Source organism: Lentilactobacillus fungorum, assembly GCF_016860605.1.
In the GTDB taxonomy this organism is placed as follows: domain Bacteria; phylum Bacillota; class Bacilli; order Lactobacillales; family Lactobacillaceae; genus Lentilactobacillus; species Lentilactobacillus fungorum.
In genome coordinates, this window is the sequence record NZ_BNJR01000004.1 from 241,042 (window position 1) to 257,456 (window position 16,415).

The window sequence follows — 16,415 nt, forward strand, 5'->3', positions numbered from 1 at the left end:
GCCTCCTTAATTAGTTGTATTATCCAAAATGCTGCCCTCTTCTTCGAGGTTAAACTTAACGTTACTTTCAATCCATTTTCGTCGCGGTTCAACTTTATCACCCATCAGAGTGGTAACCCGCCGCTCAGCAAGCGCTGCATCATCAATTCGCACGCGAATCAACGTTCTGGTTTCTGGATTCATCGTCGTTTCCCATAGTTGATCCGCGTTCATTTCGCCGAGACCTTTAAATCGTTGCAAACTGTAGCCCTTGCCAAACTGTTTTGAAACCTTATTCAACTCGTCGTTCGTCCAGGCATACTGAATTTTAGTTTTCTTGCCGGCCCCTTTTTGGAGCTTATATAATGGCGGCAAGGCAATAAATACGCGACCATTGTCGATCATCGGTCGCATATATTTGTAAAAGAACGTTAGAAGTAGAATTTGAATATGAGCGCCGTCATCGTCGGCATCAGTCATAATGATGATCTTATCATAATTGGCATCGTCAATATTAAAGTCGGTACCGACACCGGCACCAATTGTGTAAATCATGGTGTTGATTTCTTCATTCTTCATAATTTCTGGTAATTTTGCCCGTTCGGTGTTAAGCACCTTTCCTCTTAACGGCAGAATGGCTTGATAACGCCGATCCCGGCCCTGCTTGGCAGAACCGCCGGCAGAATCACCTTCGACTAAGAAAAGTTCATTCTTACTATAATCCTTTGATTGGGCCGGTGTTAATTTCCCAGAAAGCAGCCGTTCTTGCTTTTTATGACGCTTGCCATGGCGGGTTTCATCACGCGCTTTTCTGGCGGCCTGGCGAGCTTGTCTGGCACGTAATGCTTTATGTACCAACGTTTGGGCAAATTCGCCGTTCTCCATCAAATAGTACCCGAGTTTTTCAGAAACAATGGCATCGACAATTGAACGTGCTTCGGGGGTGCCCAATTTTTCCTTAGTTTGACCTTCAAATTGGAGAATTTCTTCTGGAATTCTAAGCGATAGGACAACCGAAAGGCCCTCACGAACATCGCTGCCCTCGAGGTTTTTATCCTTATCCTTTAACATCCCAACTTTGCGGGCGTAGTCATTAAATGCTTTGGTCCAAGCATTACGAAACCCGGCTTCGTGGGTGCCACCATCTTTTGTTCGCACGTTGTTCACGAATGACAGCATCGTTTCCGAATAGCCGTCATTGTACTGCGCAGCGACTTCAACTTCCACCCCTGATTTAAAGCCATCAAAGAACATAACGTCACCCAAGGTGTGTTTGTCTTCGTTTAAATATTGAACGAATTCCTTAATGCCTTCTTCGTAGTGATAAACTTCGGTTTGCTCCTGTCCAGGGCGTTCATCGGTCAGCGTAATCTTAGTGCCCTTCAGTAGGAAAGCAGATTCCCGCAACCGTTCAGAAAGCGTTGAAAAGTGGTAAACGACACTGGTAAAGATTTTAGAATCAGGCTTGAACGTCAACGTCGTCCCACTATGGTCACGCGTTTTACCAATTCTTTTTAGCGTCCCAACTGGATGACCGCCATTTTCAAAATTTTCTTCATAGCGGTAACCATCCCTGACGATCACCACCTTTAACTTTGAAGACAGTGCATTGACGACGCTAGCCCCAACCCCATGCAAGCCACCGGAAGTTTTATAGCCGCCTTGGCCAAATTTACCACCAGCATGTAGCATCGTTAAAATCACCTCAGGGGTTGGTTTGCCAGAGGCGTGCATCCCAACCGGCATGCCACGACCGTAGTCCTTAACGGTAATGCTATTATCTTCGTGAATGGTGACATTAATTTCATCACCATAGCCGGCTAACACCTCATCGACGGCATTATCGACAATTTCATAAACCAGATGATGCAGGCCCCGAGAATCAGTTGAGCCGATGTACATTCCCGGTCGTTTTCTGACCGCGTCGAGTCCCTCAAGTATTTGAATCGAGGAATCATCGTATTTTTGCTTTTGTTTTACCATTCGTTATGACTCCTTTTTTTGCAATCTACTTCATAATAACCTAAATTACCGGCTTTGAAAATAAATTTTGTTGGCGATAACGCATTATCATGCTAAAATTAAAGGCGCTGTAATGGTTATTTACATACTACAATTAAGAGGTTTGCTATGAATTCTCAAGCTATTCAAGTTATGTTAATGTTAGTTATTGCTTATCTACTAGGCTCAATCCCAAGTGGCGTTTGGATTGGCAAAGCATTTTTTCATATCGATATTCGCCAACATGGCTCTGGCAATATCGGTACGACCAATACTTACCGAGTATTAGGTCCGACTGCTGGTACCATTGTGATGGCCATGGACATTTCAAAGGGAGCCTTGGCAACGCTTTTACCCGTTTTTTTTGGTAATGACACCATTAACGCCTTAGTCTTTGGCTTGGCAGCAATTCTTGGCCACACTTTCTCAATTTTTGATCATTTTAAGGGAGGCAAGGCGGTCGCAACGAGTGCGGGGATGATTCTTGCCTATCAACCAATTTTCTTTTTGATTGCAGCTGGGATTTGGATCTTGGTCATTTTATTAACCAGTATGGTCAGTCTTGCCAGTATGGTTGCATTCACCCTTACCACAATCACCACTTTTTTTGCTAATGATTTATTTTTAAGCATCTTAGCCATTGCCTTAACGGTCTTTATCTTTTATCGCCACCGGGCAAATATTAACCGAATCTTGCATGGAAATGAAAGAATGGTTCCCTTCGGATTGGGAAATTACTTGCGCCGAAAAAAGCAGTTCAACTGACACCCATCATTCTCATTACCCCACTAATAAAGCGAGCGATTCAATTTGAATCACCCGCTTTTTGTCACTTCCGTTTTTAATTTAACTAGAAAAAGCTGATGTTATACCCCGCGTCAAAAGTTTTTTGAGGCGCCAAGGTATTAATGGCTAATTTGTCGGCGAGTTGACCATCTGAATCAACCGTATCGGCTATGCCCCACCAAGGCTCAATACAAACAAACGGTGCCTTCTTAGGATATGGGGACCAAATGCCAACGTAAGGCGCATTAAGCGTCGTTAAGGCAACACCATGATCATTAGCCGTACTTGCCAACATCACCGTCGTTTCCTGATGATTTAACGACAAAACCAACGCATCGTTTTCAAATAACTTATGTCTTAATGACAGTGGTTGCGTGAAATCCATTGTTTTAACATCATTGGGATCGCTATACGGCGGTTTCAATGGAATCCGTGGGTAATCCTTTTTAGGAGCGACCCGGACAAATGCATCCTTAAACGTTCCCTTTCCTGGGATGAGTGGAACGTTAAATCCGGGATGAGCCCCCAACGAAAATAGCAAGTTACGCTCATCGCTTGGATTAACAACGCTTAACCGCACCTTTAATTCATGGTCAACTAATTCGTAGGAAACGGTTAGTCGAAATTTAAACGGATAATGCTGAAAGGTTTCGTCAGTTGCTGTCAACGCTAACTCAACCGCAGTGTCACTTTGTGCTTGAACATCAAAGAAATTATCTCTGGCAAATCCATGTTGCGTCATCGAATACGTTTGGCCTAAATACTGATACTGATTGTCCTTTAAGCGACCAACAATCGGAAACAAAATGGGTGCATGGCGTTTCCAGTAGTTAGGATCAGCTTGCCAGATGTATTCAATATGGGCTTCATCTAATCCTTGGACGCTGGTTAACTCAGCGCCAAATTCATTAATCAAGACCGACAAATATTGGTTCTTTAATGTAATCATGGTAGCCCCCGATCGATTCTAAAGAATATATCGTGAAAGATCTTCATTCTCAGCTAACTTACCAACTTTATCATCCACATACTTTTCAGTAATGGTGATATCACCCATCTGCATATCAGGGCCTTCGTATAAAATATCTTCCAGTAATTTTTCGAGAATCGTGTGTAACCGTCGTGCCCCAATGTTATCGGTATGATGGTTCACATTGGTTGCAATTTCAGCAATCCGATTAATCGCTTCAATTGTGAACGTCACCTTGATGTTGTCGGTACCAATTAAGGCAATGTATTGCTTAGTTAATGAGTTGGTTGGCTCAGTGAGAATCCGCACAAAATCTTCTTTGGTTAAATCATTTAGCTCAACGCGAATTGGAAAGCGGCCTTGTAATTCCGGAATTAAATCTGAAGGCTTGCTTTCTGCAAAGGCCCCAGACCCAATGAACAGCATGTGATCGGTACTAACGGGACCATATTTGGTATTCACTTGTGAGCCTTCAACAATTGGCAAGATATCGCGCTGAACGCCTTCTCGAGACACTTCGCCACTATTCTTTGAATTACCGGGAGCAATTTTATCAATTTCGTCGATAAAGATAATGCCGGTGTTTTCAGCCCGAACAATCGCATTATGATAAAGATCAGCTTTATTAATTAACTCTTCGGATGCTTGGCGAGTGAGAATTGAGCGGGCCTCACTTACTGGAACCGTTCGCTTAATCTTTTTCTTTGGCATTAAACCAGAAAGTGTATCGTTTAAATCAATTCCCATCTGATTGAGCATGGTGTTTTGGCCGGAAAGTTGTTGAGTTGGATCATCCATTTCAATTTCAACCTGCTCATTTTCTAATAAGCCGGCACGCAATTTCTCTGCCGTCGACATCCGCTTTTCCCGAACGTCATCAGTCACATCTTCTTGATCTTCCGTGGTTTGGGATGGCATTTGCCCCTGTTGCATCTGAGTAAAAAGACTCATGAGATTTTGCATTTCGTTTTGATTTTTCTTTTTCTTTTGGGCTGGCACCAATAGTTTAACGAGTTGGTTATTGGCTTGCTTTTCAGCTTCCGTGCGCACCTGCTTATATTCATCTTCACGCTCTAGTTGGATGGCATTCTCCACTAAATCCCGAACCATTGATTCAACGTCACCACCAACGTAACCAACCTCGGTAAATTTTGTGGCTTCAACCTTTACAAATGGCGCGTTGACAATCTTAGCCAGCCGGCGGGCAATTTCAGTTTTTCCAACGCCGGTGGGGCCAATCATCAGTAAATTTTTAGGTGAAATTTCATCTTGCATTTCCTTTGAAAGCTGCATTCGCCGATAGCGATTCCGCAAGGCCACCGCAACGGCTTTCTTGGCTTCATTTTGACCAACGATATATTGATCTAAAACTTCAACAATTTCTTTTGGTGTTTGGGTAGATTCTGTCAATTTAACGTCCCTCTCTAGATTTCTTCTGAAATAACATTCTGGTTGGTAAAAATGTCGATGTTGCCAGCAATATGAATGGCAGCCTCGGCAATTTCTCTTGCGTCCATATCAGGAGCGTGATGCTTCATTGCAGTGGCAGCAGCCAAAGCAAAATTGCCACCTGAACCAATAGCTAGAATATCGTCGTCTGGTTCAATCACTTCTCCAGAGCCTGACACGAGCAGTAAATCATGGTCGTTCATCACAATCAATAACGCTTCAAGCTTTTGCAATTGCTGATCGCCTCGCCAATCTTGAGCTAATTCAACGGCTGAGCGTTTAAGATCGCCATCATATTGGTTAAGCTTTTTTTCGAAGCGCTCTTCAAGGTTAAACGCATCGGCAACGCTTCCCGCAAAGCCGACAACAACTTTATTATCGTAGATCCGCCGAACCTTATGGGCGGTTCCTTTCATAATCACTTTTTCTCCCATTGTGACTTGCCCGTCGCCGGCCATTGCTAAATGACCGTTATGACGAACTGCTACAATTGTGGTTGCTTCAAATTTAACTGGCATAATGTCCCTCTTCATTTTTTAGATTTTAGTGATTCCCGATTCCTGGGAAAATACTTTTGGTAATCATTCATTAAATGACTTTTGGTCACGTGAGTGTAGATCTGGGTCGTGGATAAACTGCTGTGTCCCAGCAACTCCTGAACCGATCGCATATCCGCGCCATTATTGAGCATTTCAGTCGCAAAGGTATGCCGTAGCATATGCGGATGAATCCCAGTTGTCAAACTACTTTGTTTGACGATTTGATCCATGATATATTCAATTCCTCGTGGCGTCAACGGTTTACCATAATGATTAATAAACAAATAAGAATGTGTCTGTGAAAATCGCTTCATCAGTGGCTCACGGCTACTTCGTTCATAATTCACGATGGCCCGTTTCGCGTGGTCGCCAAAGGGGATGTATCGCTGTTTATTCCCTTTTCCAGTCACCAGGAGCATCCGATTATCCAGGTCAATGTCTAACAGTTGGATGTTAGCACATTCACTGACCCGGATACCGGTTGCGTAAAGTAATTCTAACACTGCCTGGTTGCGCAAAACCAACTGCCGATCGGATCCTTTTTCTGCTGCGGCAAATAACGCCCGCATTTCGTTTTGATAAAAGAAACGCGGCAAATGACGGTTGCTGCTTTTTAAATGAACGTATTCAAACGGATTGACCGTTAAAAGCTCATTTTTAATTAAAAAATTATAAAAGGATTTCAAGGCAGAAACTTTTTGGGCAACTGAACTGCGGGCGTACTGATGATCATAGAGGTGGGTCAAATAAGCTTCAACGTCATACGCATCGATGGCACAAAGCCCCTTGGCATCTGCTGCCACTGACTGGAGAAAAAGAATGAATTCATCAATCGCGGTTTGGTAGGCGGCAATCGTGTCTGGTGAATAGTTTCGCTCATTTTTTAAATATTTTAAAAACCAGCTGATCAGTTTTTCATCCATCATTGCCACTCACCCCACAATTCTTTTTGATGCAATTACTGCCCATGAGACCAATATGTAATCGGAATCATGCGCTAATACTATGATAGCAAATAAACCGCTAATTTGTCTGGATTTGCTTGAATAATCGTTAAAATAATTTAATTAGTCCTAATATCGATGATCTGGACACGACAAGTCTGTTCAAGCTTATTCCGATTACGGAACCGGATCCGTTAAGAAAATTAGCAGCGACTGACCCAACAAAAAAGGACTGAATCAAGGTTGCTTGATTCAATCCATGGGCCATCTTATGACCGCGTTCTAAGTGAAGCTCGAATTCGAGCAGCCTTACCTTGCAATGCTCGCAAGTAATAAAGTTTAGCACGACGAACGTGACCATGTCGAATAACTTCAATTTTGTCAATTCTTGGTGAATGAAGTGGGAAGATACGTTCAACGCCGACACCATTACTTACTTTACGAACGGTGTATGTAGCTTGAATACCTGAACCCTTGCGCTTAATTACAACGCCTTCAAACAACTGAATTCTCTCCCGGCTACCTTCAACAACTTTTACGTGAACTCGTAGTGAGTCCCCTGCCCGGAATGCAGGAATATCGTCACGCAGTTGCTTTTGATTGATTTTTTCAATCAATTGATTTTGTCGCATAAACAAATCTTCCTTTCACTAACATTCATTATCTTGTTCGACAGCGGAATGTTGTTTTGCGGCTTGCGCCAAATGTTAGTCTATCACAGAACTTAGTCTTGTGTAAAGGACTTTTTCTTGTCAGCAGCTGCTTTGTCTGCCTTTTCTTCTTCCTCAATTCGGACATCGGCTAACAACCGCTTTTGCGTACTGGTGAGCTTTCGGTGATCTATGAGACCTGGTCGACGAAGATAAGTTCGCCGCAAGGCTTCTTTTTGGTTCCAGAGGGCAATTTTTTGATGATCACCATTCATTAACACGGCTGGCACTTTCATTCCCCGAAAGTCAGCTGGCCGAGTATATTGAGGCTCTTCTAGCAACCCGGTTGAAAATGACTCTTCTACTTTGGACTGCTGATTGCCAAGGACTCCTGGAATCAGGCGACTGATGGCATCAATCATCACCATTGCTGGTAATTCGCCTCCGGTTAGCACAAAATCGCCAATCGAGTATTCATCAGTAACAATCGATCGAATTCGCTCGTCGTAGCCCTCGTAGTGGCCACAAATGAACGTTAAATGTTGATCGTGTGCCAGGGCCTCTGCGTCAGCTTGCTTAAAAGGCTTGCCCGCCGGATCAAGTAAAATGACTTTACCATTTGGAATACCAGCTTGTTCAGTCCGTGTCTTAATATCTTGATAAGCATCGATGATCGGTTGGGCCTGCAGCAACATTCCTGCGCCGCCACCAAATGGATAATCATCAACGTGGCGATGTTTATCCTGTGTAAAGTCACGAAAATTGGTTACCTGCAAGTCAATCAGCTTGTTTTCAATTGCCTTACCAATAATTGAATCGTGCATTGGGGTCGCAAACATTTCTGGAAATAAACTTAAAACATCAATTCTCATTCATCTAACCCCTCCGGAACATCTACAGTAATTTGCTGCTGATCAAGGTCAACTCGCTTAATCACTGAATCGATTTTCGGCAGCAATAAGTCATTTTTCCCAGCTCGCTTAACAACCCAAACATCGTTAGCGCCCGGCGATAAAATTTCTTTCACTGTTCCGATTAATTGACCAGTAACGTCGACCACGGTTAAGCCAATAATCTGGTGATAATAATATTCGCCCGGCTTCAAATCATCAGCGGATAATGCTGTTTCATCGATCAGTAAATCAGCCGGTTTGAGAAACAAAACATCGTTAATTGATGAATAATCTTGAAAATGAAGTAATACAAACCCTTTGTGCCTTCTAACCCCATCGATTATCAACGGGATTAGTTCGGTCTTTTTTTGAGTTTTAGCATAAACTGTGTTACCGGTCTTAAAGCGCTTTTCGGGAAAATCAGTAATACTAATAACGCGGACTTCACCCTTGATTCCTTGAGTGTTAACGATCTTACCAATCGTATAATACTTCATCGATCCACCTCCTAATAAAGTGAGTACCCTTAGCAATTAAAAAACCGAAACTTCCTTGAATGTAACTTCATCGACTTGAAAAGTGTTTTCAAGATAAGTAGCCACTAGTCTTTGTCCAGTGGTGTTATCAACAAGGTCAATTTAAACGAGTTAAATAAGAAAAAAGTTCCTAAACAAAACCTTCGTTTCGCTCAAGAACTTACTGTTGGTCATCATCGACGATTAATCGTGCTTTTTTGGGGCCTTCTGTCGGCACGCTATAAACAATTGTTCGAATTGTTTGAATAACGTGACCGTGCTTGCCAATAATTCGCCCTACATCATCTGCGTTTAAACGGAGATGATACTCCATAAACCGATCAGATTCATTATGAGAAATCTCGATCTGATTTGGATAATCAACTAATGGTGACACAATCTTTTTTATTAAGCCATCAATACTCACCATGATGTCTGATCACTCACTTACTTTTTTGCGTATTTAGCTTCGTGATATTTCTTCATGATTCCAGCATCCGATAACAAATTACGAACCGTATCAGATGGTTGAGCACCATTATTTAACCAATTTAAGATGGCTTCTTCTTCAAGGGTCACCTTGGCTGGCTGTGATAATGGGCTATAAGTCCCAACTTTTTCGATGAACCGGCCATCACGCGGGCTGCGTGAGTCGGCAACAACGATTCGATAGTACGGACGCTTCTTTGAACCCATGCGCTTTAAGCGAATCTTAACTGACATGTATTTGACCTCCTATAATCATTTAACGATTAATAATATACCAGCAATTAGAATGCTTGTAAAGGTTTTTTTCTTTACACCATCAAAAGAAGGTATTTTGAACTGGATTAACGCCGCTTTTTCTTCTTTTTGTTTCGGCGTCGCTTATTCTTTTTCATTTTGCGGCTAAACTGTTTCATTGCCAGCTTGGATAACTTACTGCCACCCATGCCGCCAGCATTCATCATGTTTTCCATTCCAGACATATTGCCTTTGGAGACCTTATTCATCATGGTCTTCATTTGGCCAAATTGTTTGATCATCCGATTAACTTCTTGGATTGGTCGACCGGAGCCGCGGGCAATTCGGCGCCTCCTAGATGGATTTAAAACATCTGGATCGACTCGCTCCTGCTCAGTCATGGAATAAATAATGGCTTTTAGATGATCCATGTCTTTAGGATCCATATTTACATTTTGGAGAGCTGGATTATTTGCCATTCCAGGAATCATCTTCATGATTTCATCCATCGGTCCCATTTTTTGAATTTGGGATAACTGATCTAAAAAGTCATTAAAGTCAAATGTGTTTTCCTGAATTTTTTCTTGGAGCTCTTCTGCTTGCTTTTGATCGTATTCTTTTTGGGTTTTTTCAATCAGTGAGAGCATATCGCCCATACCAAGAATTCGAGAGGCCATTCGATCCGGATAAAAGACGTCTAAGTCACTCATCTTTTCACCTTGACCGACAAACTTAATTGGTTTATCGGTAACGGCTCGAATTGATAGGGCAGCCCCGCCCCTGGTGTCACCATCTAACTTGGTTAAGACAACCCCGGTAACGTCCAGCGTATTATTAAACCCTTCCGCGGTTGCTACAGCGTTTTGACCGGTCATTGCATCAATCACTAATAGAATTTCGTTGGGTTCTACTGCTTCTTTGATGTCGCTTAGCTCACCCATTAATTTTTCATCAATTTGCAATCGACCAGCGGTATCAATGATCACATAATCATTATGATTTTCCTTTGCTTGCTCAAGCCCACGTTTGGCAATTTCAACCGGATCAACATCAACGCCCAATTGAAAAACCGGAACGTCAATTTGTTGACCAACGGTTTGGAGTTGTTCGATCGCAGCAGGTCGGTAAACATCATCGGCAATTAATAGCGGCCGGGCATTTTGCTCGTCCTTTAACTTCAATGCCAATTTACCGGCAGTAGTCGTTTTCCCGGCTCCTTGAAGGCCAGCCATCATAATGATAGTCGGAATCTTGTCTGATTTATTCAGGGGAGCTGCTTGCTGCCCCATCATCTTGGTTAATTCTTCATCAACAATTTTAACAATTTGTTGAGAAGGATTGAGTCCTTCTAGAACTTTAGCCCCAGTTGCCCGTTGCTCGACAGTTTTAACAAACTGGCGGACAACTTGAAAGTTAACATCGGCTTCCAGTAAGGCCAACCGGATTTCACGCATGGTTTCGCGAAGATCTGATTGAGAAACTTTCCCTTTGCCCCGTAACTTCTTCATGGCATTTTGCAGCCGTTCCGTTAATCCTTCAAAAGCCATTTTTTCACCACTTTCATTGTTCTTCAGTCGTTTCGAGATTGCTAATCAACTTATTTAAAGTCGTATCCGCGGGGTAATGTGCTAAAACGTATGCTTGAATCTTATCAAGCTTTTGATTGCGGTCGACAAAGCTATGGTACAAATTAAGCTTATCTTCATATTGCTGTAAGATCTTTTCTGAACGCTTGATGTTATCGTATACTGCTTGGCGGCTCACTTCGTATTCCTCAGCAATTTCACCGAGCGAATAATCATCGGCATAGTACAGCTCAATGTAATTAGCCTGTTTTTTGGTGAGCAATGGTTCATAGAACTCAAACAATGAATTAATATAGTTGTTCTTTTCCAGTTCCATTTTGAAGCCCCTTTAGTGTCCTTAACAACATTCTCTAGATTACAGGCTTTTGAGCAGTCCGTCAACACTGTTTACCCGGCTAACATCATTCTGAAATGAGTCCTTTAAACAAGCCGTAGACAAAGTCGTTAGGATCAAATGGTTTTAGATCAGTAACCTTTTCACCAAGGCCAACGTATTTAACAGGCAAGTGAAGTTCACTTCTGATTGCCAGTACAATTCCCCCACGAGCAGTGCCATCAAGTTTAGTTAAGACAATTCCAGTAACATCAGTGGCTTCTTTAAACATTTTAGCTTGGGTCATGGCGTTTTGACCGGTGGTCGCGTCCAAGACAAGCAAGACTTCATGGGGAGCGGCTGGAATCTCTCGCGTTAAGATCTTCTTCATTTTACTTAATTCGTTCATCAGATTCACTTTATTTTGAAGCCGGCCGGCAGTGTCCACCAGTAGTACATCGTAACTTTCATCCCGGGCCTTCTTAACCGCATCAAAAACAACCGATGATGGGTCGCTCTTAGGTTTGCCCTTCACAATATCAACACCGTCACGCTCCGCCCAGACATTTAGTTGCTCAATGGCCCCAGCCCTAAACGTATCGGCTGCAGCTAAAACAACTTTTTTGCCTTGGTTCTTGTACATTTTAGCCATCTTACCAATGGTTGTTGTTTTACCAACGCCATTAACGCCAACAAACAAAAGAACAGTTGGCCCACTCTCGGCCATATTAATTGTAGCATCTTCACCATTTCCGGCTTGATCGTACATGTCAATGAGCTTTTGAACAATGACGTTTTGGACATCCTTTGGCTTTTTGGCGTTTTGCAACTTAACTTCTTCTCTTAGCTCATCCGTAATTCGCATTGACGTTTCAAAGCCTACATCAGATTCGATGAGTAAGTCTTCCAAATCATCAAAAAAGCCTTCATCAACATGTCGAAAGTTGGCTAATAAGGCGTTGAGCTTTTGGCCAAAAGTTGACCGTGATTTGGCAAGTCCCCGCTCATAAGACGCAGTTGTATCAGTTTCTGGTTGTTCCTGGGCTTGTTTGCCACGATCGCTAGTTACAAGTGAATCCCCAGCTTTTGAATTTGCCGGTTCAACAGACGTTATGGGAGTGGCTGGTTCATCACTGCCCGTAAAATTTTCTTGTCCTTGGTCTGAAAGCTGGCCTGCTGGGGTTGATTCTGCCGTAGTGGTTGTCTCATGGTCAGGCTTAGCACTAACGGCCGCTTTGACCGCTTGGCTGCCAACTGGCTGAGCTTCTTCGCTGCCAGCTTGACTGCCAGTCGAATTTTGAGCAGCCTCACTGGCAACTGTCGGTTGTTGGCTGGTAGGCTGACTTGGTGCCACAGCCTCCTTACTAATCTCATCATTACTGGGCTTAGCCGACGTTGTTGCCGCTTTAGCACTCTCAGATTGTGCTTGGGAACCCGGTTGTTTCTCTGCGGCTTGCTGTTTTTCCTGATCCTTTTTTGAGCGTCGTTTAAAAATATCAAATAGTCCCATTAGCTCACCTCCGTTTGTAAGTTATCCAAATTAACCCCAACGACTTTAGAAACACCTGATTCCTGCATCGTAACTCCGTAAAGTTGATCAGCGTAAATCATCGTTTCTTTTCGATGGGTAATCACAATAAACTGAGTTTCATTACCAAATCGCTTTAAATATTGAGCAAACCGATCCGCATTGAAAGGATCTAAGGCCGCTTCGGCTTCATCTAAAATACAAAATGGAACTGGCCGAACCTTAATGATTGCAAATAGCAACGTAATGGCGGTCAATGCCTTTTCACCACCAGATAAAAGACTCAAGCTGCGATAATTCTTACCAGGTGGTTTTACCATAATTTCAATACCAGTTGTCAATGGGTTGGCCGGCTCGGTTAAGACCAGTTTAGCTTCACCGCCGCCAAACATATCAACAAAAACCTTTGAGAATGCTTTGGCAATTGCCCTAAACGTTTTGTCAAACTGGCTGCTGATTGTTTGGTCCATTTCAGCCATTGTCTGCGTTAAATGATTCTTGGCTTTGAGTAAATCTTGCTGCTGTTGGGATAAAAACTCATAGCGGCTAGAAACATCTTTAAACTCCTGAATGGCCCCAATATTAACTGGGCCAATCTCGTCAATTCCGGTTCGAAGTAATTTAATCTGTCGGTCAAGCTGCGTTGCATCAACCGTTAAAGGCTGGTTAGCTAAATCGGCAGGCTTAAGGTGATAAGTTTCATTAAGCTGGCCATAAGTCACTTGAAGCGCTTGGCGGATCTGTTGCAGCTTGGTGGCGACGGTTTGCTGCTCAAATTGGGCATTGCGCAGGTTTAACTGGCTGGTTTGAACCGTTTCGTTGGCAGCGGCCAACTGTTGCTCGGTTCGATCAACGAGTTGCTTGGCTTGCTTCAGTTGGCTACGAAGATCCGCTTGTGTAGCGGTTACTTGTTTGATTTGGCCAGCAATCTTTTCAACGTCCATTGTTTGATTTAATTCAGCCAACAATTGCGCTCGTTGCTTTTTTAACTTTGCCAAGCTGGCTTCGTGGCTCTTAAGCTGGTCTTGTACTTCCATCAAACGCTTGTGAACTTGAACCGATTGCTGCTTGGCAATAACGAGTTGATCATGAACTTTTTGTTTGGCTTGTGAATAGCGATTAGCTAATTGCCTAGCCTTAGTCAATTGCTCTTGTTGATCATCCAGTTGACGATTGATGGCTGCCAATTCCGCTTGAATTGATTGGCTCTGAGCGGCTAGGTCAGCCTGCTTAGTCCTTTGCAAATTGTGTGTCAGGTTCTTTAAAGCCAGTTTTAAGGTTCGGGCTACCCGATTTTGCTGATGAAGTTGATCTTTCAAATCGTTAAGGGCAACAAGCTGATTTTCATAAGTTTGGCTGAGTTCAAAAACGTGTTGCTTACCACGATCATAAGAAGCTTGAAATTTTTCCAGCTTGCCCTTAGCTGTTTTTAAAGCAGCTTCTTTAACAGCTAACTTTTGAGCCATTTCCTTGGTCGCTTTTTCCAGTGAAGCCAATTCAGTCTTTTGAATTAGCACCCCTTGATGATCATTTCGATTCGCGCCACCGGTTAAAGAGCCGCCAGCATTAACAACTTGCCCGTCTAACGTTACAATTCTGGTTCGATGATGAATCGCTTGACTAATGGCAATTGCATTGGCTAAGCGATCTGCAATCACGGTCGTTCCCAGCAAAAAACGTTTGATAGCTGTTAATTGATCTGGCATGACTACCAAATCCGCTGCAACGCCAATGTAGCCTTGATGACCTTCAGCTTTTTGGATTAACCCTGGATTGAGCTGTCGGCCTTCAATTGTTGAGATTGGTAGTAAAGTAACCCGACCAAGTCGATTTCGAGTGAGAAAATCAATGGCAACAGATGCTGCTTGGTTATCTTGGACGATAACGTGTTGAACTTGACTGCCAAGTGCCGTATTGATTGCTTTAACATATTTTGAGTCAATTTTTAAATAATCGGCAACCGGGCCTAAAATACCACTTAATTGATCCTTATGGCGCAGTAAATTTGAAACGCCCCGATAAAAGCCACGGTATGAATCGTGCAGTTGTTTCAATGAATTGGCCTTGGCCTTAGCCTCTTCTGCAATTTTTAATGCTGCGAGCCAATCGGCTTGGGTTTGATCAACAATTGCTTGACAATGCTTATGGGACTGTTTTAGGGCGGCTAATTGCTGTTGGGCGGCCTCAAGCTCGGCTTTACTAGAAGCAACGGTAGCCGTAAGTCCTTGATACTTCGCTGATAAGATATCAACTTGATTATCCGCTTCTTCTACCCGTTTTTTTTGAGCAGCTAGTTGGGCTGCTCCCTGCTGATCTTCGTGAGCTTTTTGAGTCATTAAATTTTTGACCGTCGTTTGTTCCTGCAGAAGATCGACATATTGATTGCGCAAGTCATTAATTTTTTGTTCAACTACAGCAACTGAAGTTTGTTTTTGCTTGGCTGTAATGGTTGATAACTCGGTTGTGTTTTGTTTTAACTTTGCCGCTAAATTTTCCTGCTCATTAATCAATTGGGCTTCTTTTTTTCGATCGTCAGCCAATCGGGTTTGACCCGTTTGAAGTTGGTCGACCAGTCGATTGAGTTCAGCAGTTTTGAATCCTTTTTCTTGCGTTGTCAATTGATGCTGACTTTTGAGGGACTGAATCTGGTTGGCCGCTTTTAGCAGTCGGTCATTCAGGTCATCGACTGTTTTTCGACCGTCGGTTAATTTCACTTGTAGTGAATCGCGTTGCTGTTTGGCTGCTGTTAACCGCTGCGTTAAAGACTTAACAACCGCCTGCTTTTGAGAAACTGATTCTTCTAACTGAGCCCCTTCAGCCGCCGATTGAGTTGCTTTAAAAATTAATTGCTGCTTGAGTAAGCCGTCTAAGCGCTTTTTTTGGTCCAAATAATCCGTTGCTAAGCTGCTTTGCTCTTCTAGCGGTTGCAAGCGACGTTTCAATTCACGAAGAATGTCTTCCACTCGGTTCAAATTATCATTTGTCTCATCGATTTCCTTTTGGGCAGTCAGCTTATGCTGCTTATATTTGTAAACACCGGCAACATTTTCAATGATCGATCGCCGTTCAATTGGTTTGCTGTTAATAATTTCTTCAACATTTCCCTGAGAAATAATTGACAAAGATCCCTGACCAATACCAGTATCCATAAAAAGGTTGTTAACATCCTTTAAACGACACTGCTTATCGTTAATAAAATAAGCACTGTCGCCATTTCGAAAAAGTTTGCGAGCAACCAAAAGCTCATCAAACGGCGAGTCAACATAGTGATCGTGGTTGTCTAACCGCAATATGACTGAAGCCATCCCTAACGAATGACGGTCAGCCGAACCGGAAAAAATAACGTCCGGCATTTTAGTACCGCGAAGATTTTTGGCAGATTGCTCACCCATCACCCAACGGATTGCCTCGGCAATATTACTTTTACCACTACCATTTGGGCCGACAATGCCCGTCATACCACGAGGAAAGTTAATTCTAGTTTTATCAGCAAAGGATTTAAACCCAATGATTTCAATGGACTTAAGTTGCACGGTGTT

The 16,415-nt window shown here is 42.9% G+C and carries 15 protein-coding genes; 1 reads left to right on the plus strand and 14 read right to left on the minus strand.

Annotation, left to right across the window (positions count from 1 at the left end; genetic code table 11):
• Nucleotides 1-6 precede the first annotated feature (6 nt).
• Nucleotides 7-1,962: a DNA topoisomerase IV subunit B gene (parE, locus tag YK48G_RS01245; protein ID WP_203628882.1), complete on the minus strand. Its 1,956-nt coding sequence runs from the start codon at nt 1,960-1,962 to the stop codon at nt 7-9.
• 147 nt (nt 1,963-2,109) lie between these two features.
• Between parE and plsY the strand changes: the two genes are divergently transcribed.
• The gene (gene plsY, locus YK48G_RS01250; protein WP_203628883.1) at nt 2,110-2,745 is read left to right on the plus strand and encodes a glycerol-3-phosphate 1-O-acyltransferase PlsY; all 636 of its coding nucleotides are present in this window, start codon (nt 2,110-2,112) and stop codon (nt 2,743-2,745) included.
• A gap of 85 nt (nt 2,746-2,830) precedes the next feature.
• Here plsY and YK48G_RS01255 read toward each other — a convergent pair whose 3' ends face one another.
• The 13 genes from YK48G_RS01255 to smc form a co-directional block, all read right to left on the minus strand.
• Nucleotides 2,831-3,715, minus strand: coding sequence for an aldose 1-epimerase family protein (locus tag YK48G_RS01255; protein ID WP_203628884.1), 885 nt, complete (start codon nt 3,713-3,715; stop codon nt 2,831-2,833).
• An 18-nt stretch (nt 3,716-3,733) separates the two neighbouring features.
• Complete coding sequence (gene hslU, locus YK48G_RS01260) at nt 3,734-5,146, minus strand: ATP-dependent protease ATPase subunit HslU (RefSeq protein ID WP_203628885.1); 1,413 nt, start codon at nt 5,144-5,146, stop codon at nt 3,734-3,736.
• Nucleotides 5,147-5,160: 14 nt separating this feature from the next.
• Nucleotides 5,161-5,703 (minus strand): ATP-dependent protease subunit HslV, encoded by a 543-nt coding sequence (gene hslV / locus YK48G_RS01265; RefSeq protein ID WP_203628886.1) that lies wholly within the window; start codon nt 5,701-5,703, stop codon nt 5,161-5,163.
• A gap of 11 nt (nt 5,704-5,714) precedes the next feature.
• The gene (xerC, locus tag YK48G_RS01270) at nt 5,715-6,650 is read right to left on the minus strand and encodes a tyrosine recombinase XerC (RefSeq protein ID WP_203628887.1); all 936 of its coding nucleotides are present in this window, start codon (nt 6,648-6,650) and stop codon (nt 5,715-5,717) included.
• A gap of 287 nt (nt 6,651-6,937) precedes the next feature.
• Nucleotides 6,938-7,300, minus strand: coding sequence for a 50S ribosomal protein L19 (gene rplS / locus YK48G_RS01275; RefSeq protein ID WP_203628888.1), 363 nt, complete (start codon nt 7,298-7,300; stop codon nt 6,938-6,940).
• Between the two features lie 92 nt (nt 7,301-7,392).
• Entirely contained in the window at nt 7,393-8,190 is a 798-nt protein-coding gene (gene trmD / locus YK48G_RS01280; RefSeq protein WP_203628889.1) for a tRNA (guanosine(37)-N1)-methyltransferase TrmD, read from the minus strand.
• Nucleotides 8,187-8,708, minus strand: coding sequence for a ribosome maturation factor RimM (gene rimM, locus YK48G_RS01285; protein WP_203628890.1), 522 nt, complete (start codon nt 8,706-8,708; stop codon nt 8,187-8,189). The genes trmD and rimM overlap by 4 nt, the downstream gene beginning before the upstream one ends.
• 199 nt (nt 8,709-8,907) lie before the next feature.
• Complete coding sequence (locus YK48G_RS01290; RefSeq protein WP_203628891.1) at nt 8,908-9,156, minus strand: KH domain-containing protein; 249 nt, start codon at nt 9,154-9,156, stop codon at nt 8,908-8,910.
• A gap of 17 nt (nt 9,157-9,173) precedes the next feature.
• Nucleotides 9,174-9,449, minus strand: coding sequence for a 30S ribosomal protein S16 (gene rpsP / locus YK48G_RS01295; protein ID WP_203628892.1), 276 nt, complete (start codon nt 9,447-9,449; stop codon nt 9,174-9,176).
• Between the two features lie 107 nt (nt 9,450-9,556).
• Nucleotides 9,557-10,996 (minus strand): signal recognition particle protein, encoded by a 1,440-nt coding sequence (ffh, locus tag YK48G_RS01300; protein ID WP_203628893.1) that lies wholly within the window; start codon nt 10,994-10,996, stop codon nt 9,557-9,559.
• A gap of 13 nt (nt 10,997-11,009) precedes the next feature.
• On the minus strand, nt 11,010-11,351 hold the full coding sequence (locus YK48G_RS01305) for a putative DNA-binding protein (protein ID WP_203628894.1): 342 nt from the start codon (nt 11,349-11,351) through the stop codon (nt 11,010-11,012).
• 85 nt (nt 11,352-11,436) lie between these two features.
• A complete protein-coding gene (gene ftsY / locus YK48G_RS01310; RefSeq protein WP_203628895.1) occupies nt 11,437-12,858 on the minus strand; it encodes a signal recognition particle-docking protein FtsY in 1,422 nt (473 codons plus the stop codon).
• Nucleotides 12,858-16,409, minus strand: coding sequence for a chromosome segregation protein SMC (smc, locus tag YK48G_RS01315; RefSeq protein ID WP_203628896.1), 3,552 nt, complete (start codon nt 16,407-16,409; stop codon nt 12,858-12,860). The genes ftsY and smc overlap by 1 nt, the downstream gene beginning before the upstream one ends.
• Nucleotides 16,410-16,415 lie beyond the last annotated feature (6 nt).